Here is a 20,157-nt window from a genome sequence, read left to right on the forward strand (position 1 = left end):
TTCAGCTCTCGAAGAATACAAACGCCGCCCAGACCGACGGGTCTTTGGCGGCCGTGATCTTGCCCTGGATCGCTTCGATGCGGACCTTCCGGAGGGCGCTGGCGTAATCGAGTTTCTCGTCGGCCAGCACCTGATAGAACCGCGCCATGAAGTTGGCGGTGCCTTCGTCTGCGACCTCCCACAATGTCAGCAGCGAACGCCGAGCGCCGGCGATGGCAAGGGCGGTGGGCAAGCCGCGCACGCTGCCAATCCGGCTGGGATCGCCGAGCGCGGTCTGGCAGGCGGACAACACGACAAGGTTGGCCGACGACAAATCCCAGTTCATCAACTCGTGCGCATAAAGTACGCCGTCATTGTCGTCGCGCTGCGGCGGGCGGCTGAGATTGGGGCGCGAGGCAACGAGGCCGCTGCGCCAGAGCGCGTCGGTGCGGTTGGAGGCGGTCTTGTAGAAGCCGTGGGTGGCGAGATGGATCAGGGACGCGCCTTTGGCGTCGGCGCGGATCGTCGCTTCGCCGCTGTCGCTGCCCGAGAGGATGGTAACGACAAGGTTGCGCTTCTTCAGATCGGCGCTGACCGTATCAACTTCAGTCTTCGTCGAGGGTAGCTCATTGGCGGCGCCGGCATAGTCGAGCCCGCCGACCAACAGCGCCTTGTCGCCCGATGCAAGCCTGTTGTCGTTGTTCGCAAAGAACAGCGCGTCGGCGCGCGTCATGATCCGGGTGTCGTAAATCTCGTCGAGATAGCGGCCGCCCGCATCCTGCAGCATCGCGAAGGGCAGGCTGTAGAGTTCGGCATCGGGGACAAGAAACAGTCGTTTCACGTCGGCGAGCTGCGGCTTCAGCGGTCCGAGCAGCGCGTCATGGAGGCGACGGAAGAGCTGTGCATGATCCGGCGACGTCGCATCGACTGCGAGGAAGCTGTCGAGCGGGCCGAGATCGACCAGTGCTGGCGCGGTGTCGTGGCGGCGGATCACGGCCTGCAGCCGCATCTCCGGTTTTGACGCGATCGGATTGACGCGGTTACGGCGGCCGCTGACGAAGAAGTCGACCAGCGCGTCTGATCGTTCGAGCCTTTCCTCGATGGATGGGAGCTGGAGATCGGTTGGCGCCTTGCCACCCATCTTTGCCGCAAGCGCCTGCCGCGCGTCCTGCAACTGCCTGAGCACGTCGCGTGCGTCGTCATCGATCTTGCCCGACGACAGCAACTCCTGCTGCTGGCCGGACAGTCGCAGCACGGTCTGTGCCAGTGCCTTGGTGGCGTCGTCAGGCAGCCGGTCGGCCGTCAGGCGCAGCAATGTGCGCTCGCCGTCTTCCATCGTCTTCCAGCGCGACACCGCGTCGGCATAGGCGATGGCCGCGGCTGGTTCGACCAGTGCGTAGCGGCCGAACTCATACAGGATATCATCGGCCAGCTTGCGCATGGTCTCGGCGACGTAGCGGTTACCGGCGGTGCCGACCTCGCGCAGCATCCAGCGGAACGCCTGCTGCTCGACATCCTTGAAGGTCGCCAGCGTGTCCCTGTCGCCGCGCTTCATTCGAGTCATCGCGACACCGAGCAAGGCATCGAACGTGATCGGATGCTGACGCGCAATGGTCGTCTGCGAACGGTGATAGGCGTCGATCCGCAGCGCCAGCGCGCGGTCGGTCTCGCCACGTGTCTCATACTGATCGGCAGCGAGTTGTGCCGCCTTGATGCGCAGGAGATCCGGTGCGCCGTTCCAGTCCTTGACCTTGGCCATGGCTTCCAGATCAGGGCGGCTCATCTGCTGGTCGGGATGGAAATAGGCTTTTGTATAGGCGATCCAGACATTGGCCTGCTGGACATGTTCGGAGCGGGGATCGGCGAGTTCGGTCGCGCAGCGCTTTTGCAAGTCGAGCGTGCGGAGCGTTTCGGCTTCGTTGCCCATGGCCAGATGGTTGAGCGCGAGATTGCTGGCGCTCACCAGCGCCTGGATGCTGCCATAACCGTAATGCGCGATGCGCTTGCGGAGCAGCGGTTCGTCGATCGCGGCGGCGACATCGGGATGCCCGACCATGCGCAGCGCCTCGGCATAGTTATTCTCGGTGCGCCAGGTCAGCGGTTCGCGGTCGCCGAGCGCCTTTCGCGCATTCAGATAGGTTTCTTCGGAGAGGTTGAGGCCGGATGCGACGGCACCGTTATTGGTCAGCAATGTTGCGAGGATGTCGCCACCGGCGATGTCCTGCGCCGAATTCGGCCCGTAGGCCGCGCGCATGCGCTTGCGCGCTTCGGTGGCGACGGGGATGCCGAGATCGTATTGATTGCTGCGTTCGAGGAAGCGTGCATATTCGAACCAGAACGTGACCGCATCGTTGCCACCGTCGCGCGCGGCACGGGTCTTGGCTGCATCAGCAAAAAACTCGGATGCCGTGCCGTTGTCGCGGCGCCGCTCGAACGAGCCTGCGGCATTCAGATAGGCCGAAATCGTAAGCCGGTGATAGTTGCTCTGCGTAACCTCGCGCAGTGCGTTCTTCAGTCGATCGCGGCCGCTGCCATCATTGCTGGCGCGTAACGCATTTAACGCATCCTGAATCTTGGCTGTGAGCTCGCGCTCGCTGGGTGCGCGGCTGTTCTGCGCTTGGGCGACGGGGGTGAAAGCCGGCAATAGGATGAGGCCACTGGCGATGGCGATAGCAAGCCGAGCGGCAACGCCGGCGGCCCATTGCGCCCGGGATGACAAGGACATGTCCGGCCGGTCTTACTTGCAGCCCGATGTGCTGTCGCCGGCACGGGCCATCGGCTTGCCGTTGATGAACACGCCAGTGCTGCCCGAGATGGTCTTGCCGCCGCACTCGGTGCTGCCGCCGACGACGGCCGCAGGCTTGCCGTTAATGTAGACACCCTTCGCACCCTCGATGATCTTACCGTCGGTGGTGGTGTCACCAACGCGTGCCGCCGGCTTGCCATCGACCATCACGCCGGTGGCGCCCGACGTGATCTTGCCGGGCTGTTGAGCGGTGGCAGACACGGTCAGTGTCATCAGGGCGACTAGCGACAGAAGGGGCTTTTGCATCGTGGATCCAAGTCGGTTGCGTCACAGGCGGCATGATGTAAGCCTGACGTTGCGCAGGCAAGGGACGATGCCGCAACAAGCCATGCGTTAGAGTCTTTCAAGGCTGACAAAAAGGGAAGGAACCAAAGCCGATGATCTATGAATTACGCGTCTATCGCTGTTTGCCGGGACGTTTGCCGGCGCTGATCAAGCGATTTGAATCTGTCACATTGAAGCTCTGGGAGAAGCACGGCATCCGGCAGTCAGGTTTCTTCACCACGGTGATCGGCGAATCCAATCAGGAACTGACCTACATCCTCAAATGGGAATCGCTCGCCGAGCGCGAGAAGGTGTGGACCGCCTTCATGTCCGACCCGGAATGGATGTCGGCGCGCGCCAAGTCCGAAGAGGATGGCCAGATCGTCGGCAATATCGTCAGCCAGCTGCTGGCGCCGACTGCCTTCTCGGCGCTGAAGTAAGCCTGGTCCCGGGGGCAGGCCGGTTCGCCCGGTGCTGAGGCCGTCTTGGTCGGGTTGGAGGCGGCTCCCGCCGCAACCCTGATATTCCGACCGGCGGGATGGGCCTGATCCGGCTTGCATCCCGCCCGGTCCTGCGGTCATGGTCTCGCGCGAAAAGGAGACCATTTTGACCGCATCGTCCACAGCCGCGCCCGTCGTAGCACTCGGCACCGTCCGCTTCGGCAATGCTCTGCCGATCTCGGTGATCGCCGGGCCATGCCAGCTCGAAAGCCGGGCGCATGCGCTCGAAGTGGCATCGGCGCTGAAGGAGATCGCGACCCGGCTCAAGATCGGCCTCGTCTTCAAGACCTCGTTCGACAAGGCCAACCGCACCAGCGCCTCCGCCGCGCGCGGCATCGGCCTCGATGATGCTCTGCCGATCTTTGCCGAGATCCGCGAGACGCTCGGCCTGCCGGTGCTGACAGACGTACACGAGAACGATCAATGTGCCCGTGCCGCCGAGGCGGTGGACGTGCTGCAGATCCCGGCCTTTCTGTGCCGGCAGACCGATTTGCTGCTGGCCGCGGCCGCGACCGGCAAGGTGGTCAATGTGAAGAAGGGCCAGTTTCTCGCGCCCTGGGACATGGCCAATGTCGTCAGCAAGCTGACATCGTCGGGCAATGACAAGGTCCTCGTCACCGAGCGCGGTGCGTCCTTCGGTTACAACACGCTGGTGTCCGACATGCGGGCGCTGCCGATCCTGGCGCGGACCACCGGCGCGCCGGTGATCTTCGACGCCACCCATTCGGTGCAGCAGCCGGGCGGCAAGGGCACGTCGTCGGGTGGCGAGCGCGAATTCGTGCCGGTGCTGGCGCGTGCGGCTGTTGCGGTCGGTGTGGCCGGTGTCTTTATCGAGACCCATCCCGATCCGGACAACGCGCCGTCCGACGGACCGAACATGGTGCCGTTGCGTGACTTCGAAGCGCTGGTGAAGAACCTGATGGCGTTCGATGCGCTGGCCAAAGAGACGGCGGCGAAAGCGTAACATGCAATCCCGGTTCGCGGCGCTGGCAGCGTACTGATGCCTCCGGTCCTCAACATCATCGCACTGGCGTCCTTCGCCGCCGCGCTGTCCATGCGCGCGCTGGACCCGGTGCTGCCGCATGTCGCCGACGATTTGTCCATCACGGTGGCAATTGCCGCCGGTCTGGCATCCGCACTGGCCTTTACCTTCGCCATTGTGCAGCCGGCGCTCGGTGCTGCCGCCGACCTGTTCGGCAAGCCGCGCCTGATGATCGTCTGTCTGGTTCTGCTCGGCATCGCCAATATTCTCGGCGCGATCACCACCGACTATCCGCTGCTGCTGGCGACGCGCGTGCTGGCCGGCATCGGGGCAGGCGGGGTGTTTCCGGTGACGCTCAGCCTGACCAGCGATCTGGTCGGGCCGAAGCTGCGTCAGGTCGCGCTGAGCCGCGTGATGGCCGGCGCCATGACCGGCAATCTGCTAGGCTCGACGGCGTCCGGCGTGATCGGTGATTTCTTCGGCTGGCGCGGCGTGCTGGTCATCCTCGGCGGTCTTGCGATCGTCGCTTCCGTCGCTGTGGCGTACGGCTTCAAGGGCGCCGCGATCATCAAGCCGACTGTGAAAGCCGACTTCGGCAAGCTTGCCCAAGGCTACAAGGTCATTTTCCGCAACCCGAACACGCTGATCGTCTACAGCGCGGTGTTCATCGAAGGCTGCTGCATCCTCGGCCTGTTTCCCTATATCTCGTCATTCCTGTTCGACCGCGGCGTCACAAGCCTCTCGATCGCCGGCCTCGTGATCGCCTGCTTTGCCGTCGGCGGCCTGTTCTACACAGCGACCGTGTCGCGCATGCTGGCGCGGCTCGGCATCAACGGCATGATGATCTATGGCGGCATCGTGATCGCGATCCAGCTCGCCGCGACCGCCTTCAGCCCGAACTGGCAGATCCAGGCGCTGAGCCTGCTGCTGATGGGCTGGGGCTTCTACATGCTGCACGGCTCGTTGCAGATATTCTCCACTGAGCTGTCACAGGAAGCCCGCGCCAGCGCCATGTCGCTGCACGCCTTCTGCTTCTTCATGGGCCAGTCGGTCGGCCCGATCGCCTATGGTTTCGGTCTGGCGCACGCGGGCAAGATGCCGACGCTGCTGATCAGCGCCGCGATTGTCTTTGCGCTCGGTTTCGCCGCCGCAAAACTGCTGAGGCCGATGAAGCCCACGGACGCGAAGGCCTAGCCCCGCCCACGATACGGCGCGACACCTTGCTCGGGCACCCAGACGCCCTTGGGCAGTGTTCCGGTCTGCCAGAACACGTCGATGGGGATGCCGCCGCGCGGATACCAGTAACCGCCGATGCGCAGCCATTTCGGCTTGATGGTGGAGGCGACGCGCTTGCCGATCTCCACGGTGCAATCCTCGTGGAAGGCACCGTGATTGCGGAACGAGGCGAGATACAGCTTGAGCGACTTCGACTCGACCAGCCACTGGCCGGGCACATAGTCGATCATCAGATGGGCGAAATCCGGCTGGCCGGTGATCGGGCACAGCGAGGTGAATTCCGGCGCCGTGAAGCGCACCACGTAATTGGTGTCCTTCTGCGGGTTCGGCACCCGGTCGAGTTTGGCCTGCTCCGGGGAGGTCGGCCATTCCACGGCGCGGCCGAGCTGCAAGTCGTCAGGCAATTTCGGGGATTTGCGGGGTGTTTTTGACATAAATATCTCCGTTATGGCGGTTCATAGCCAATCCCGGGCCAGTCGTCACGTCAGGCGGGGTTTTCCCGCCGGGAGGCTTGCTGTAGAAGCGGCGCCAACGACCCACCCCCAGCACAAAGAGGGCATTCATGACCGCCATCGTCGACATCATCGGCCGCGAAATTCTCGATAGCCGCGGCAATCCCACGGTTGAAGTCGACGTCGTCCTCGAAGACGGGTCGATGGGCCGCGCCGCGGTTCCGTCGGGTGCCTCCACCGGCGCCCATGAGGCGGTCGAGCTGCGCGACGGCGACAAGTCCCGCTATCTCGGCAAGGGCGTGCAGAAGGCGGTCGATGCCATCAATGGCGAGATCTTCGACGCCATCGGCGGCATGGACGTGGAGAACCAGGTCCAGCTCGACGAGATCATGATCGAGCTCGACGGCACCCCGAACAAGTCGCGCCTCGGCGCCAATGCGATCCTCGGCGTCTCGCTGGCCGCCGCCAAGGCGGCTGCGGAATCCTTCGATATGCCGCTGTATCGCTATGTCGGCGGGACCTCGGCCCGCACGCTGCCGGTGCCGATGATGAACATCATCAATGGCGGCATGCATGCCGACAATCCGATCGACTTCCAGGAATTCATGATCATGCCGGTCGGCGCCTCCTCCTTCGCCGAAGGCCTGCGCTGCGGCGCCGAGATCTTCCACACGCTGAAGGGCGAGCTGAAGAAGGCCGGCCACAATACCAATGTGGGCGACGAAGGCGGCTTCGCACCCAATATCGGTTCGGCCGAAGCGGCGCTGGACTTTGTGATGGCCGCCATCACCAAGGCTGGCTACAGCGCCGGCAAGGACGTGATGCTGGCGATGGATTGCGCCGCCACCGAATTCTTCAAGGACGGCGCTTACGTCTATGGCGGCGAGAACAAGACCCGCAACATCTCCGAACAGGCCAAGTATCTCGCCCAGCTCGTCGCCAACTATCCGATCGTCTCCATCGAGGACGGCATGTCGGAAGACGATATGGACGGCTGGAAGCAGCTCACCGACCTGATCGGTTCGAAGTGCCAGCTGGTCGGCGACGATCTGTTCGTTACTAACGTCACGCGTCTTGCCGATGGCATCAAGAACGGCCGCGCCAATTCGATCCTGATCAAGGTCAACCAGATCGGCTCGCTGACCGAAACGCTGAGCGCTGTCGAGATGGCCTACAAGGCGGGTTATACCGCGGTGATGTCGCACCGTTCGGGTGAGACTGAAGATTCCACGATCGCGGATCTCGCCGTCGCCACCAATTGCGGACAGATCAAGACCGGCTCGCTGGCACGCGCGGATCGTACCGCCAAGTACAATCAGTTGCTGCGCATCGAGCAGCAGCTCGGCACCCAGGCGAAATATGCCGGCAAGGCCGCACTGAAAGCTCTCGCGTAAAGCGCAAGCGCGGCCTTCGGCCGAGCAAGAAACTACGCGATCAACGCCGTTCGCTGAAATAGCGGGCGGCGTTTTTCATTGAATGACCCTGACCGCGTAAGCCTACAACGAGGTTCAATTTGTAGACGTCATCATGATACCCCATTGCGGTCGCGAAGGTATCACGTTGCGGGTTCAGCCTTCTCCAGACAATGCCGATGGAGAGCGCGAATGCCCAACATCTTTAAGGTCCAAGGTTTCGGTGCACTGTCGGAGTGGAATGGACAGTTCTCCAGTGCGTCGGCCGATCAGGCGTTTCAGGCCATGGCGTCCCTCGGATCGAATTCGATCGCGCTGACGACGCGGATATGGACCGATAGCCGTACGGGCAATGACGTGCTCGCCGTGCCGGCCAAGACCGAAAGCGACGCAAGCCTGCTGGCCGGTTTTCAGAAGGCCCATGCCGCCGGGCTGGATGTTGTCTTCAAGCCGGGCATTACAGGTCTCGACGGCACGATCTCGCATAGTCTGGCGCCGTCGGACGTCGATGCCTTCTTCGCGTCCTACAAGGCCGAGATCGTTCACCTGGCTGAAATTGCAGAGCAGGGCGATGTCGCCAGTTTCGCCATCGGCAATGAGATGAGCAGCCTTTCGGGCGATGCCTATCGAAGCTACTGGGTCGATATCATCTCGGCCGTGCGCGGCGTCTATCATGGCGAAGTCACTTACGCGGCGGCAACCGACGAAGCATCCAAGGTCAGCTTCTGGGACCAGGTCGATACGATCGGCATCAACGCCTATCCACCCTTGACGGCTAGCACCACGCCGACGGTGGACGATCTCGTACACGCCTGGAATGAGGTGCCGTACAATCCGTATTACGCGAAAGCATTCGGCTATCAGTCGCCCGTCGATTTCTTTCATTCGCTGTCGATGGATTACGGCAAGCCGGTGCTGATGACCGAGGTCGGCTATCGCAGTATCGACGGCACGGCGATCAATCCGGGCGGCGGATCATCCAAGGCGCCCGCGGATCTTGCCGAGCAGGCCGATGCCTATAATGCGTTCTTTCAGGTCTGGAGCGCGCATGGCGGCAGCTGGCTGAAAGGCGCCGAGTTCTGGCAGTGGGACCTCAACAACTTCTATTCGGAGACCGGCTATTCCGTTATGGACAAGCCGGCGCAGGATGTGGTGGCGCAGTATTTCCAGGGAAACGGGGCGACGCCGGGTATCACCGTTACGGGCTCGTCGATCGGCGACACGATTGATCTCGGAGGCGGCAACGACGTCATCTTTGGCGGGCTCGGTCATGACGAGATCTATGGCGGTGCCGGGAACGATACGATTGTCGCCGGCCCAAGCGTAGCGGGCAAGCTCGCCACGACCACCATCACGCTGACGGGTTATGGCTCCGTCGTGAACGGAATCGGCGCGCAGGCGCAGGTTCTGGTCAATGGCCAGCCGGTTTCGGGCGTGCTTGAATTCACGCCCGCGAGCGATCCGTCGGGCTACCAGACCTACACGGTCACTTTCGACAATCCCGCCAGCATCTCCAGTGTCGCGATCAATCTCGCAAATTCCGAGCCCGGGCGCGCGCTGCATTTCAAGGACATTGCCATCAATGGCGTCGATCTGGTGCCGGCCGACGGCACCAATGCCAGTTCACCCGGCTCGTTCGATCTCTATGTCCGCAGCATCCAATTCGACACGGCCAAGCATCAGGACTGGTTCTTCGGTGCCTCAAGTGACAACGATGTCGTCCGCGGTGGAGATGGCGATGACTACATTGCTGGCGGGATCGGCAACGACATCATCAATGGCGGCAATGGCACCGACACCGCGGTATTCTCCGGCAATGTGGCCGACTACAGCATCACTCGCAGTGGCGTTCAGACGATCGTCACTGACAGCGTCGCTGGCCGCGACGGCACTGACTATCTCACCAATACGGAATTTCTGAAATTCGCAAATGCCAGTATTGCCGTCGATACGCTCGGCCAAGCATTTGCAAGCAGCACTGGCAGCGAGAACTTTGCTTTCAGTCTGACGTCCGGCCACACGACGTCCGCCCACACGGAGGTGCAGAATAGTGCGCAGGGGGAGGGCGCTGCGGAAGTCGCTCTTGCTCAGGTCCTGACGGCGTCCAGCCATTCCGTCGTGGCCGCGCCGGCGCTGGACGACGCGCTCGGCGCTCATGATGCCGCGCTCGTGCCGGCGACGCCTCCATCGCATCATGACGTGCTGATCGTCTGAGGATTTCGGATGGCCAAAACAATTCAGCCGAGGTGATGATCACCTCGGCTGAATTCGTTTCGATATTGGCTGCGTGTTATTGCGGAGCAGCCGAGACCTGTGCAGGCTTCGGCGCCGCCGGCTTGCGGCGAATACCGCCGCCGGTCACGGCCATGACACGGGCAATGGCCTGACGCTGCAGGCTGTCGTCCTTGTCGATCGAGAAGTGGTTGGTGGTGGCGTTCTCGTTGACGTTCGCAAGCTTGCCCTTGAAGCGAGGATCCGCAGACACCGCGCGCCCCCAACCGGCGGGTACGTAATAGTTCACGATCTGCTTCACATTGTTAGGGACGGCATCGGGCGCCACCGGATCGAAGTTCACGATCAGCGCCACCGGGATGTTGTACTGCGCGAGCTTGCGGGCAATCGAGATGGTCACGTCGGCACCGGCCGAGTGGCCCATCAGGATGATCGGTTCGCGGTTACCGGCCTTGTACCGGGCGATCATGTCGTCTGCCTGGCCGCTCCACAGCGTGTGATTGCTGACCGAGGAGGCGACGCCGGCGGCTTCGAGCTTGTAGGCGATCTGATCCATGCCGAGCGAGAACACGTTCATGAGGCCACGATAGAGATAGACATGGCCGGGGCGACGGCCGGGCGCCGCATCGGCATCCCCGGAACTCGCGAGTGAGGCCACAAAGAGCGACGACAGAATCAGCAAAACGGCCGCCGGAGAGGTCCACGACGGCCGTTTGAAGCCCTTGAGAGCAATCGACATAGTGCTTTCTTTCTTCGAAAAAACCCGCGACATGTTCAGACATAAGGCCCTGCCGTCAATCACAGTCCTGCCTCGATTCCCGGAATTGTGATGAAGGGGGTTGCGAAAGAGCGGCTGTGTGACCTGAGGGCGACAAAATCCTGCCGGACGCTTCCGTTTTGGGCATGGGGCAGGTTTGTCGGCGCGGGCGAATTTGCTATGCACCGGATCAGAACGGTGCGTGATGCACTCGGGAGCGAACGGACGATGATCGCGCGGCGACATGTCTTTCACATTGGCGGCTACGACCCGATTCTGCCGGACACGCAGCTTGAGCGGTTCCGCCGTTCGCTGTCGAGTTTCGAGAAGACGTGGAGCGTGTCTGCGAAAGCCTCTGGGCTGCTTGACGCTACGGAAGTGAGCGCCTCCTGGCGGGCCGAGACCTCCGGGCCGAACTGGAAGACAGAAACCACCTACGAGATGCTGCGCTGGGATGACCTGATCCTGCAGGATCACACCCGAAGCATGCTGTCGCGATTGGGTGCCGCCTTTGTTACGCTGGGCGACTGGCTGGTGACGGGAACCCTGTTCCGCTTCTTCTATGCGAGCTGGAAATATGCCGGCTTCTTCCTGTTCTCCTATTTGTGGATCGCGGGCTTTGCTGCATCTGGCGCAGCGGTGGGCTATGGGCTGACCTGGCTGCTTGGCATGAATGGCGCCGCCGCATGGAGCGCCGGCGCGATTGTCGCTGCTGCTGTCTTCACGGCGCTGTTGCATCATTACGGCTGGCGGAAGCCGATCAATCATGTGTTCGACGATTGGATTTTCTCGCGGCAATATGTTCATGGCCAGCGCCCGAAGATGACGGCGCGCGTCGATGAATTCGCGGGGGTGATCGTGGCCCGCGCGCAGAAGGCCGATGTCGACGAGATCGTCATCGTCGGGCATTGCCTTGGTGCGGCATTGGTGATGGAGGCGGTGGCCCGCGCACTCGCGCTCGACCCGGATCTGACGAAACATGGCCCGACCATCTGCGTGATGACGGTGAGCGCGACCATCCCGAAATTCGCGTTGCATCCGGCCGGAAAGAGCGTACGCGCAGCAACGCGTCTCGTCGCCGACACGCCGGCGATCCGCTGGACCGAATATCACGCCCGCGACGACGTCATCAGTTTCTACCGCTTCGATCCGGTGACCTTGAAACGCCGCAGTCGCGATCGCGACGAGGGCAGGCCGAACATCCGGCGCGTCCAGATGCATGCCATGATGGGCATGGAACAGTTCAAGCGCTATCGCTTCAACTTCATGCGCATTCACTATCAGATGGTGATGGGCAACCAGTGCCGCGCGCCCTACGACTATTGCATGGTGATCTGCGGTCCTCTGCCGTTTGACGAGATCACCGCGGGCGAAGGCGGCCTCAAACGCTTCGGTGCGGATGGCGCGCTGCTGGACATGCCGCTGTCCAAGATCACATCCTCTCAATCGCAAGCCGGGGCATCCGTGAATGCCGCATGATGGCCTGATCGGACGACAATGACCGCGTCACTTCTTGGAACATATGTCTGGGCGATCGGTCTGATCGCCTGGTTCATCATTCGCTATCCTTATGCGCGCAAGGCCCGCCGCACGGCGACGCTGCGTGCGGTCGGCTGGAGCCGTGAACGCATCCTGCTGGCGATCGCCACCATCGGCCTATTCGTGGTACCGCTGATCTGGCTGGTGACCGGCTGGCCGGCCGCGCTGAACTATCAGCTGAATTATGTGGCGGTCGTGATCGGCGGCGCACTCTATGTGCTGTCGCTCTGGCTGTTTCGCCGCTCACACAAGGATCTCGGCCGGCAGTGGTCGGCCAGTCTGGAAATCCGCGAGGCTCACCAGATCGTGCGTGCCGGCGTCTATCGCAGCATACGCCATCCGATGTATGCCTCGTTCTGGTTGTGGGCACTGGCGCAGGCATTCCTGCTGCCGAATGCCATGGCCGCGCTGGGCGGGCTGGTCGCGATCGCGATCCTGTTCTTCACCCGCATCGACTATGAAGAGCGGATGCTGATCGAGGCATTCGGCGACGACTACCGGGCCTATATGCGTGAAACCAAGCGTATCATTCCGGGCATCTACTGACGCGGCACCAGACCGCCGGACAGATTGAGGGGGACCGACCATGACTGACATCACATCCGGACTTGAACTGCGCTCGCTCATCAAAAGCAGCGGAGAACTGGAAATCTCGCTGCAGCAGGTGGCAATCCCGGCGCCGGGCCCCGACGAGGTCGTCGTGCGCATCGAGGCCGCGCCGATCAACCCGTCGGATCTCGGTCTCCTGCTCGGCGCCGCCGATCCGGCGAGTGCGAAAATTTCAGGCTCTGGCGCGTCCTCGGTGGTTACCGCGACCGTCCCGCAGGCCAACATGAAGGCGATGGGCGGCCGTCTCGACGAGTCGATGGCGGTCGGCAATGAAGGCGCCGGCACGGTGGTGAAGGCCGGATCGTCTGAGGCCGCGCAGGCGCTGCTCGGCAAGACCGTCGCGCTGATCGGCGGCGCGATGTATGCGCAGTATCGCGTCATCAAGGCCAAGGAATGCCTGCCGCTGCCCGAGGGCACGACGGCCACCGAGGGCGCATCCTGCTTCGTCAATCCGCTGACCTCGCTCGGCATGGTCGAGACCATGAAGCGGGAAGGGCACACGGCGCTGGTGCATACGGCCGCCGCGTCCAATCTCGGCCAGATGCTCAACAAGATCTGCCAGAAGGACGGCATCGATCTCGTCAACATCGTTCGCAGCGAGGAGCAGGAGAAACTGCTGCGCGGCATCGGCGCGAAATATGTCTGCAACTCGACGTCGCCGACCTTCATGGAAGATCTGACAGCCGCTTTGATTGCCACCAATGCCACGCTAGCCTTCGATGCCACCGGTGGCGGCAAGCTGCAGGGCCAGATACTGCAGGCGATGGAAGTCGCCGCCGTCAAGGCGATGAAGGTCTACAGCCGCTATGGTTCGACGACCCACAAGCAGGTCTACGTCTATGGTCGGCTGGATCTGCGCCCGATCGAATTCGTCCCGGCAGGCATGGCCTGGGGCATGGGCGGCTGGCTGCTGTTTCCGTTCCTGCAGAAGATCGGCGCGGCTGATGCCGCGAAGCTCCGTGCCCGCGTGGTCGCCGAACTCAAGACCACCTTCGCCAGTCACTACACCAAGGTGATTTCGCTCGAAGGCGTCTTGCAGCTCGACAATCTCCGGGCCTATGCGAAGCGCGCCACCGGCGAGAAGTATCTGATCAATCCGAACATGCCGGGATGACACTCGCCGATCAGTCTGCCGGCGTGGTTACGGATGGGGCGCGGCTTTTGCTGCGCCATCCGCCGTATCTGTACTATATGGTGTCGCGCAGCTTCTCGCGCTTCGCGTCGCAGATTGCCGCTGTCGCGGTCGGTTGGCAGATCTATGATCTGACCGGCAGCGCGTTCCAGCTCGGCATGGTCGGCCTCGCGCAATTCGTGCCGATGCTGGCGCTGGTCTTCATCGCCGGCCATATCGCCGACCGCTACGACCGCCGCCGCGTGGTGCAGATCTGCCAGATGCTGCAGGGGCTGACGGCGATCCTGCTCGCCTGGGGCACTTATGCCGGCTGGATCACCGTGCCGCTGATATTCGTGGCGTTGGTGGTGATCGGCGCTGCCACGGCCTTCGAGGCGCCGGCCGGCTCGGCACTGCTGCCCGGCGTCGTACCGGAGGGGCGCCTGCAAAAAGCGACGGCACTTTCCACCGGCGTGTTTCAGGTTGCGATGATCTGCGGCCCGGCGCTCGGCGGTATTGCCTATGCGCTATCTCCGTCGACGCCCTATGTGCTGATGGCGGCATTCTGGCTAATCGGCGGCGCGCTCAACAGCGCCATCAAATTGGCGCGCGAGGTGGCGGTGAAAGATCCGCCGTCGCTGCGGACTTTGTTTGCCGGCGTGGGCTTCGTGCGCAGCAATCCGGCGATCCTCGGCACCATTTCGCTCGATCTGTTCGCGGTGCTGCTCGGCGGCGCCACCGCGCTGCTGCCGATCTACGCGCGCGACATCCTGCAGACCGGCCCGTGGGGCCTCGGCCTCATGCGCGCGGCGCCGGCAGTCGGCGCGCTGCTGACGACTGTGGTGCTCACGCGCTACTCGATCAACCGCCGGGTGGGCATGCGGATGTTCCAGGCCGTCATTATCTTCGGCCTTGCGACAGCAGTGTTCGCGGTGTCGCAATGGCTGTGGTTGTCGGTCGCCGCGCTCGCGGTACTCGGCGCGGCCGATACAGTCAGCGTGGTGATCCGTTTCTCGCTGGTGCAGCTCGCGACCCCGGACGACATGCGCGGCCGGGTCGGCGCAGTGAACTACCTCTTCATCAACACCTCGAACCAGCTCGGCCAGTTCGAGAGCGGCGTCACCGCGGCGCTGTTCGGCACTGTCCCTGCCGCACTGATCGGCGGCCTCGGGACCGTTGCCATCGCGTTGCTGTGGATGCGGCTGTTTCCGACGCTGCGCAATGTGGAGCGGCTGGAATAGGCGCGTCAGCGCTCGGCGAAGGCCAGCTTGGCACCGAGCGCGGCAAACGCGCCGGCAAAGGTGCGTCGCATCCAGGTCAGCACCCGTGGCCGTGTGATGACGTGGTTGCGGATCGACGCGGCGAACAGGCCGTAGAGCGCGAACACCACGAAGGTCATCAGCATAAATACCGCGCCAAGCAGCAGCATCTGCGACAGCGGATGCGCTTCGTCAGCACTGATGAACTGGGGCAGGAAGGCGAGGAAGAAGATCGACAGTTTCGGATTGAGGATGTTGATCAGGATCGCTGTGGTTATCACCTGCAGCGTGGACTGCGCGCTGTTGTCGGCTTCCACCTTCAGCGCGCCATGCTCCTGCAGCGTCTTCCAGGCCATATAGAGCAGGTAGGCGACGCCGACATATTTGAACACCTGAAACGCCAGCGCGCTGGTGTGTAAGAGCGCGGCGAGGCCGAGGATAGCAGCGGCCATATGCGGCACGATGCCGAGCATGCAACCGAACGCGGCGACGACGCTGCTGCGGCCTCCGCGCGAGAAACCAGTTGCCAGTGTGTAAAGGGCGCCGGTGCCCGGCGACGCCACCACGATCAGCGAGGTGATGAGAAATTCGATGGTCACGATGATGGCTCCGGCTTGCAAACTTGGATCGTCAGAATGTCGCTTGCGATCCTGTCAGGCAAGCACGTCGTCAGTTGCACACCTCGACATTGGTGAGGCCGATCCGCATGTCGCGCGACACCAAGCGGCAGCCGGGACGCACTGGACGGCAGCCGGCATTGTCACAGACGATCTGGCCGGACGGTTGCGCACGCGGCGTGCGGGCCTGAACCTGCGGGCGATCAAGCTCATCGCGCTCCCGGCGCGGCACGTTTCGTTTGGCCTCTGTGCGGCTGCGCTTCTTCTCGCATTCGTTGTCATCGTTCAGGAAGGTGCCGGCGCGGCATACGATTTTCACGCAGCGGTCGCCGTCCGCCTCTGAACCATGCGCACAGACCAGCGGGCAGACCCGTGCAGACTTGGCCTTGATCGCCTCGAGCGCATCGGTGCTGGCCGCCTTGGCATCGAACTTGGTCGAGGCGTAGCGATTGAAGCGCTCAAGCGACTTGCGGGAAGCCACAGTCCATGAGTTGTCGACTGATCCCTGCAGGCAGCCCACCCGCTGAAGCTCGACCTGGACCTGACGGGGTAGATCGGCTGGCGCGGGTGTTCGGGACACATCGGCCGTGGGGGCAGGGAGTGTCGCCAGCTGCGGTCCGGCGGCAGGCGTGTCCGGCTTGCCGGCATCGACCCTGGCTTCCGCTGCCGCGCGGGCGCGCTCGCCGGCGGCGGCGCGTTCCTGCTCGGCGGTCTTGAGTTTCTCGGCAGCAATCCGGGCATCCTCGGCGGTCTTGGCATCGGCCGCTGCCTTGGTCTGTTCGGCCTTCCTGGCGCCTTCGGCAGCCAGACGGGCTTTCTCTTCAACGGCGAGGCGGGCTTTCTCCGCAGCAGCGGTATGGGCGTCCTCGGCTGCGAGCTTCGCTAGTTGGGATTTGGCCAGCGACGCATAGAAGCCGTCGGGGTGCTGGGTCAGGAACGCGTTCCAGCCGTCTCTGGTCGCCAACTGCAAAGCCAGCTCGTAGTCGCGGCGGGTTTCGGCCTGGACACTGACGGCGGGCGACGTGGCGACGGCAGCCACCGGGACCAGAGGCACGTCGTCGCCGCCGAGCGAACCGTAGACATACGGTTCCTGGCGGTTGCTGGTGGTCTTCATGACGTCATCGCGGACGAAGCCAAAGGCCTTGCGCAGGTCGAGGCCGGGCGTCGCGATATGGCGGACCAGCGCGGCCGTGAAGGGGCTGTTCTTGCTGTCGCCATCCAGCGCCGTCGAGCCGGCCTTGGCCGAATAGGCGATCAGTGTGTTGGGGCTGGCCGGCTCCACCTTGGCGAGGCCGCGGGTGATCGCCCGGGATGCCGTGGTGCGCTTCATGTTCTTGACGAAGGGGTTGTCGCGGCAGGCATCGAGGATCACCAGCCGCAGCTTCCTGGCCGGCTCGATGGTCACGAGGATGCGCTCCAGCGAGAACGCCTCGTCATAGACGTCGGTGTCGCGTTCCAGCAGTGCGTCGGTCGGAATCAGGTAGTTGGTGCCATCGACCTCGATGCCGTGGCCGGCGAAATAGACCAGAGCAACGTCCGCATCGCGCGCCTTGTCCGCGAAATCGCGCAAGGCCCGGCGCATCTCGGTCGCCTTTAGATCCCGTCGGGCTTCGACAATGTCGAAATTAGCGGTCTTCAAGGTCTCGGTCATCGCCGCGGCGTCGTTGGCCGGATTGGCGAGCTTGACGACGTTCTGGTAGGCCGAGTTGCCGATCACCAGCGCGACGCGTTTGTCGGCGAAGGCCGACTGACTGAGCAAGCTCAAGGCGAAGACGACGGAAGCCACAAGACCAAGGTTGCGCATCGGAAGCCCCGCAAATTGCGACGGTCGAATTCGAGCAGCCTGGCCAGACGTCGCAGATCAGTCGGGACTGGCGTGCGTGGTTTGTCTTACGTGGTTTGTCGCGCAGCACTCTCCGAAGGTTCGATCACAGCGGCGCTCCGGGCGTCATCCATTTGAGCGATATCAGCATAACGAAGATGTGTTTGGGCGGGCGAGGCGGACGTGCCGGTTAGGCCCGATTGCGGCAGTCAAATACAATCCATGCACTTGCATCTTTTGCCGGGATAGGTGACAGGTTCCAGATGCGCTCCGCGCTTTTTGGAAGCAGTTATTCAGGGGATATCTCATGGCCACCTACAGCGTTGCCGTCATTGTCGGCAGCCTCCGCAAACAGTCATTCTCGCTCAAGGTTGCGAATGCACTCGCCCAGCTGGCGCCGCCGTCGCTGAAGCTGAACGTCATCACGCTGAACGAGCTGTCATTCTTCAATCAGGACCTGGAAGCCGCGCCGCCGGCCGACTGGGTCAAGTTCCGCGAAGCGATCCAGGCCTCGGATGCGGTACTGTTCGTCTCTCCGGAATATAACCGCTCAGTTTCGGGTGTTCTGAAAAACGCCATCGACGTCGGTTCGCGGCCCTATGGCAAGAGCTCGTTCCTCGGCAAGCCCACCGGCATCGTGGTTAGCTCGCCCGGTCCGATCGGTGGCCTGGGTGCTGCCCTTAGCTTGCGCCAAACCCTGCCGGGGATTGTCGGTCCCATCATGCAACAGCCTGAAATCTATCTGAATGCCGTCGGCGACGCGTTCAGCGAACAGGGCGAGATCGTCAAGGAATCGATCCGGCCGGTGCTGCAGGCTTATATCGACGCCTTCGCCGCCTGGGTCGACAAGCTGAAGAAATAAGCCGCGCAAATTCAGGTTGCGGCCCGGTTGTTAGGTTCGCCTTAACCGGGCCGTCGCATTTTCGGGAATGGTCAAGCATACCCGCCTCAAATCGATCCTCACCGGGCTCGTGCTCTATGCACTGGCGGCGATGATGATCAGCTATTTCGGGGTCAATGCCTATACCGGTAAATACGGCCTCAACGCACGTCAGGAGCTCGACCAGGAGATCGTCGCGCTGACCTCCGAACTGGTGCAATTGAAGAAGGAACGCACCAAGGCCGAGCAGCGCGTGGCGCTCCTGCGATCTGGTGGACTCGATCCCGACATGCTCGACGAGCGCGCGCGCTACCAGCTCGACTACGCGTATCCGCGCGACCTCGTGAAGGTCATCAAGCCAAACTAAGATTCTCTCTTCGGCGGCGAGTCGTCCTCGCATGAAGCAACACAGCTTTGCATCAAAGCTATGGATCGCTCGCGCCTGCTCATCGTGACGGCAACGTGACCACGACAAGCGCTTTCATTCCTCAAATTACAAAACCGATCCAATTCGATTTCGAAAGTTTCGCGCCTTCGCTGCAGTGCGAAACAACCGTGTGGCATTCCGCGCGACGCAATCCCTTTCAAGCCGCAAGCACTTGGAGTAGGAAGGGCCATTCACTCTCGCATCCGGAATTTTCATGGCCGCACCGAAGAAAAGCGTCGCTCCCGCAGGGCAGGCAACGAGCAATGGCGCAACCCCGTCATCGCCGCCAGATTTCACCCGCGATCAGGAGATGCACGCGCTTCGCGACATGCTTCTGATCCGGCGTTTCGAGGAGAAGGCTGGCCAGCTCTATGGCATGGGCGCGATTGGCGGTTTCTGCCATCTCTATATCGGCCAGGAAGCCATCGTCGTCGGCATGCAGATGGCATTGAAGGACGGCGATCAGGTCATCACCGGCTATCGCGACCACGGTCACATGCTGGCCTGTGGCATGGACGCCAAGGGCGTCATGGCTGAGCTGACGGGGCGCAAGGGCGGCTACTCCAAGGGCAAGGGTGGCTCCATGCACATGTTCAGCCGCGAGAAGAACTTCTACGGCGGTCATGGCATCGTCGGCGCGCAGGTGTCGCTCGGAACAGGTCTCGCTTTCGCCAACCGTTATCGCGGCAATGATCTGGTCAGCCTCGCTTACTTCGGCGATGGCGCGTCGAACCAGGGGCAGGTCTATGAGAGCTTCAACATGGCGGAGCTGTGGAAGCTCCCGGTGATCTACATCATCGAGAACAACCGCTATGCCATGGGTACCTCGGTGACGCGCTCTTCGGCGCAGACCGACTTCTCCAAGCGCGGCATCTCCTTCAACATTCCGGGCGAGCAGGTCGACGGTATGGACGTCCGCGCCGTGAAGGCCGCCGGTGACCGTGCGGTCGCTTGGTGCCGCGCCGGCAAGGGTCCGTTCATTCTGGAAATGCAGACCTATCGCTATCGCGGCCACTCGATGTCGGATCCGGCCAAGTACCGGACCCGCGAGGAGGTGGACAAGGTCCGCCACGATCAGGACCCGATCGAGCAGGTGCGCAACCGTCTGCTGGCCGCTGACGTGACCGAGCAGGACCTCAAGGCGATCGATGCCGAGGTGCGTGACATCGTCAACGCATCGGCGGATTTCGCGCAGCAGGACCCTGAGCCCGATGCATCCGAACTTTACACCGATGTGTACCGCTAAGCGCGCGGCTTAAAGACCGATCTGGAG

General features: G+C 62.7%; 18 protein-coding genes. 12 read left to right on the forward strand and 6 right to left on the reverse strand.

The annotated features are described in order from the left end of the window. Position 1 precedes the first annotated feature (1 nt). Both AB7783_RS06385 and AB7783_RS06390 read right to left on the reverse strand, forming a co-directional pair. Entirely contained in the window at positions 2-2,704 is a 2,703-nt protein-coding gene (locus AB7783_RS06385; RefSeq protein ID WP_441277130.1) for a CHAT domain-containing protein, read from the reverse strand. Between the two features lie 12 nt (positions 2,705-2,716). Beyond that, positions 2,717-3,031: a PAAR domain-containing protein gene (locus AB7783_RS06390; protein ID WP_068730830.1), complete on the reverse strand. Its 315-nt coding sequence runs from the start codon at positions 3,029-3,031 to the stop codon at positions 2,717-2,719. A 131-nt stretch (positions 3,032-3,162) separates the two neighbouring features. On the opposite strand from AB7783_RS06390, the gene AB7783_RS06395 reads away from it, so the two are divergent. From AB7783_RS06395 to AB7783_RS06405, 3 genes are all read left to right on the forward strand, one after another. Further along, positions 3,163-3,489 carry an NIPSNAP family protein gene (locus AB7783_RS06395; RefSeq protein WP_089264511.1) on the forward strand — a complete coding sequence of 109 codons (327 nt, stop codon included), beginning with the start codon at positions 3,163-3,165 and terminating at the stop codon, positions 3,487-3,489. 139 nt (positions 3,490-3,628) lie between these two features. Further along, positions 3,629-4,513, forward strand: a complete 885-nt coding sequence (gene kdsA / locus AB7783_RS06400; RefSeq protein ID WP_441277131.1) for a 3-deoxy-8-phosphooctulonate synthase — start codon at positions 3,629-3,631, stop codon at positions 4,511-4,513. Between the two features lie 36 nt (positions 4,514-4,549). Further along, complete coding sequence (locus tag AB7783_RS06405) at positions 4,550-5,725, forward strand: MFS transporter (protein ID WP_441277132.1); 1,176 nt, start codon at positions 4,550-4,552, stop codon at positions 5,723-5,725. Here the strand turns inward: AB7783_RS06405 and queF are convergent. Continuing rightward, entirely contained in the window at positions 5,722-6,201 is a 480-nt protein-coding gene (gene queF, locus AB7783_RS06410; RefSeq protein ID WP_439058247.1) for a preQ(1) synthase, read from the reverse strand. The genes AB7783_RS06405 and queF overlap by 4 nt on opposite strands. Before the next feature lie 128 nt (positions 6,202-6,329). On the opposite strand from queF, the gene eno reads away from it, so the two are divergent. Beyond that, entirely contained in the window at positions 6,330-7,613 is a 1,284-nt protein-coding gene (gene eno / locus AB7783_RS06415; protein WP_175367062.1) for a phosphopyruvate hydratase, read from the forward strand. A gap of 210 nt (positions 7,614-7,823) precedes the next feature. Continuing rightward, positions 7,824-9,845 (forward strand): glycoside hydrolase family 113, encoded by a 2,022-nt coding sequence (locus AB7783_RS06420; RefSeq protein WP_441277133.1) that lies wholly within the window; start codon positions 7,824-7,826, stop codon positions 9,843-9,845. Between the two features lie 76 nt (positions 9,846-9,921). Here AB7783_RS06420 and AB7783_RS06425 read toward each other — a convergent pair whose 3' ends face one another. Next, positions 9,922-10,602 carry a hypothetical protein gene (locus AB7783_RS06425; protein WP_089264505.1) on the reverse strand — a complete coding sequence of 227 codons (681 nt, stop codon included), beginning with the start codon at positions 10,600-10,602 and terminating at the stop codon, positions 9,922-9,924. Between the two features lie 216 nt (positions 10,603-10,818). Here AB7783_RS06425 and AB7783_RS06430 point away from each other — a divergent pair, with 216 nt between their 5' ends. Genes AB7783_RS06430 through AB7783_RS06445 form a run of 4 tightly spaced genes read left to right on the forward strand, consistent with a single transcriptional unit; the run spans position 10,819 to position 15,120 of the window. Further along, positions 10,819-12,099 (forward strand): hypothetical protein, encoded by a 1,281-nt coding sequence (locus tag AB7783_RS06430; RefSeq protein WP_441277134.1) that lies wholly within the window; start codon positions 10,819-10,821, stop codon positions 12,097-12,099. Between the two features lie 18 nt (positions 12,100-12,117). Next, a complete protein-coding gene (locus AB7783_RS06435) occupies positions 12,118-12,705 on the forward strand; it encodes a protein-S-isoprenylcysteine O-methyltransferase (RefSeq protein WP_439058250.1) in 588 nt (195 codons plus the stop codon). A 40-nt stretch (positions 12,706-12,745) separates the two neighbouring features. Further along, the gene (locus AB7783_RS06440; RefSeq protein ID WP_441277135.1) at positions 12,746-13,882 is read left to right on the forward strand and encodes a zinc-binding dehydrogenase; all 1,137 of its coding nucleotides are present in this window, start codon (positions 12,746-12,748) and stop codon (positions 13,880-13,882) included. Beyond that, positions 13,879-15,120 carry an MFS transporter gene (locus AB7783_RS06445; RefSeq protein ID WP_441277136.1) on the forward strand — a complete coding sequence of 414 codons (1,242 nt, stop codon included), beginning with the start codon at positions 13,879-13,881 and terminating at the stop codon, positions 15,118-15,120. The genes AB7783_RS06440 and AB7783_RS06445 overlap by 4 nt, the downstream gene beginning before the upstream one ends. 5 nt (positions 15,121-15,125) lie before the next feature. Here the strand turns inward: AB7783_RS06445 and AB7783_RS06450 are convergent, their stop codons facing one another. After that, positions 15,126-15,737, reverse strand: coding sequence for a LysE family translocator (locus AB7783_RS06450; protein ID WP_441277137.1), 612 nt, complete (start codon positions 15,735-15,737; stop codon positions 15,126-15,128). 70 nt (positions 15,738-15,807) lie between these two features. Continuing rightward, positions 15,808-17,559 carry a caspase family protein gene (locus tag AB7783_RS06455; RefSeq protein WP_441277138.1) on the reverse strand — a complete coding sequence of 584 codons (1,752 nt, stop codon included), beginning with the start codon at positions 17,557-17,559 and terminating at the stop codon, positions 15,808-15,810. Between the two features lie 325 nt (positions 17,560-17,884). Between AB7783_RS06455 and AB7783_RS06460 the strand changes: the two genes are divergently transcribed. The 3 genes from AB7783_RS06460 to pdhA all read left to right on the forward strand — a co-directional run bounded on the left by AB7783_RS06460 (position 17,885) and on the right by pdhA (position 20,130). Continuing rightward, on the forward strand, positions 17,885-18,439 hold the full coding sequence (locus AB7783_RS06460) for an NADPH-dependent FMN reductase (protein ID WP_089264500.1): 555 nt from the start codon (positions 17,885-17,887) through the stop codon (positions 18,437-18,439). Positions 18,440-18,506: 67 nt separating this feature from the next. Next, positions 18,507-18,824, forward strand: coding sequence for an FtsB family cell division protein (locus AB7783_RS06465; RefSeq protein WP_441277139.1), 318 nt, complete (start codon positions 18,507-18,509; stop codon positions 18,822-18,824). 274 nt (positions 18,825-19,098) lie between these two features. Further along, positions 19,099-20,130 (forward strand): pyruvate dehydrogenase (acetyl-transferring) E1 component subunit alpha, encoded by a 1,032-nt coding sequence (gene pdhA / locus AB7783_RS06470; RefSeq protein ID WP_068730816.1) that lies wholly within the window; start codon positions 19,099-19,101, stop codon positions 20,128-20,130. The last annotated feature ends 27 nt before the right edge of the window (positions 20,131-20,157 follow it).

It is taken from the genome of Tardiphaga sp. 172_B4_N1_3 (genome assembly GCF_052076035.1).
GTDB classification, from domain to species: Bacteria; Pseudomonadota; Alphaproteobacteria; order Rhizobiales; family Xanthobacteraceae; genus Tardiphaga; species Tardiphaga robiniae.

Bases quoted from the DNA above. Each gene is read 5' to 3' on its own strand.
- AB7783_RS06385 (WP_441277130.1), bottom strand. From the start codon at position 2,704: ATGTCCTTGTCATCCCGGGCGCAATGGGCCGCCGGCGTTGCCGCTCGG.
- AB7783_RS06465 (WP_441277139.1), top strand. From the start codon at position 18,507: ATGGTCAAGCATACCCGCCTCAAATCGATCCTCACCGGGCTCGTGCTC.
- AB7783_RS06445 (WP_441277136.1), top strand. From the start codon at position 13,879: ATGACACTCGCCGATCAGTCTGCCGGCGTGGTTACGGATGGGGCGCGG.
- AB7783_RS06405 (WP_441277132.1), top strand. From the start codon at position 4,550: ATGCCTCCGGTCCTCAACATCATCGCACTGGCGTCCTTCGCCGCCGCG.
- AB7783_RS06460 (WP_089264500.1), top strand. From the start codon at position 17,885: ATGGCCACCTACAGCGTTGCCGTCATTGTCGGCAGCCTCCGCAAACAG.
- kdsA (WP_441277131.1), top strand. From the start codon at position 3,629: ATGGTCTCGCGCGAAAAGGAGACCATTTTGACCGCATCGTCCACAGCC.
- pdhA (WP_068730816.1), top strand. From the start codon at position 19,099: ATGGCCGCACCGAAGAAAAGCGTCGCTCCCGCAGGGCAGGCAACGAGC.
- AB7783_RS06395 (WP_089264511.1), top strand. From the start codon at position 3,163: ATGATCTATGAATTACGCGTCTATCGCTGTTTGCCGGGACGTTTGCCG.
- AB7783_RS06435 (WP_439058250.1), top strand. From the start codon at position 12,118: ATGACCGCGTCACTTCTTGGAACATATGTCTGGGCGATCGGTCTGATC.
- AB7783_RS06455 (WP_441277138.1), bottom strand. From the start codon at position 17,559: ATGCGCAACCTTGGTCTTGTGGCTTCCGTCGTCTTCGCCTTGAGCTTG.
- queF (WP_439058247.1), bottom strand. From the start codon at position 6,201: ATGTCAAAAACACCCCGCAAATCCCCGAAATTGCCTGACGACTTGCAG.
- eno (WP_175367062.1), top strand. From the start codon at position 6,330: ATGACCGCCATCGTCGACATCATCGGCCGCGAAATTCTCGATAGCCGC.
- AB7783_RS06390 (WP_068730830.1), bottom strand. From the start codon at position 3,031: ATGCAAAAGCCCCTTCTGTCGCTAGTCGCCCTGATGACACTGACCGTG.
- AB7783_RS06425 (WP_089264505.1), bottom strand. From the start codon at position 10,602: ATGTCGATTGCTCTCAAGGGCTTCAAACGGCCGTCGTGGACCTCTCCG.
- AB7783_RS06420 (WP_441277133.1), top strand. From the start codon at position 7,824: ATGCCCAACATCTTTAAGGTCCAAGGTTTCGGTGCACTGTCGGAGTGG.
- AB7783_RS06440 (WP_441277135.1), top strand. From the start codon at position 12,746: ATGACTGACATCACATCCGGACTTGAACTGCGCTCGCTCATCAAAAGC.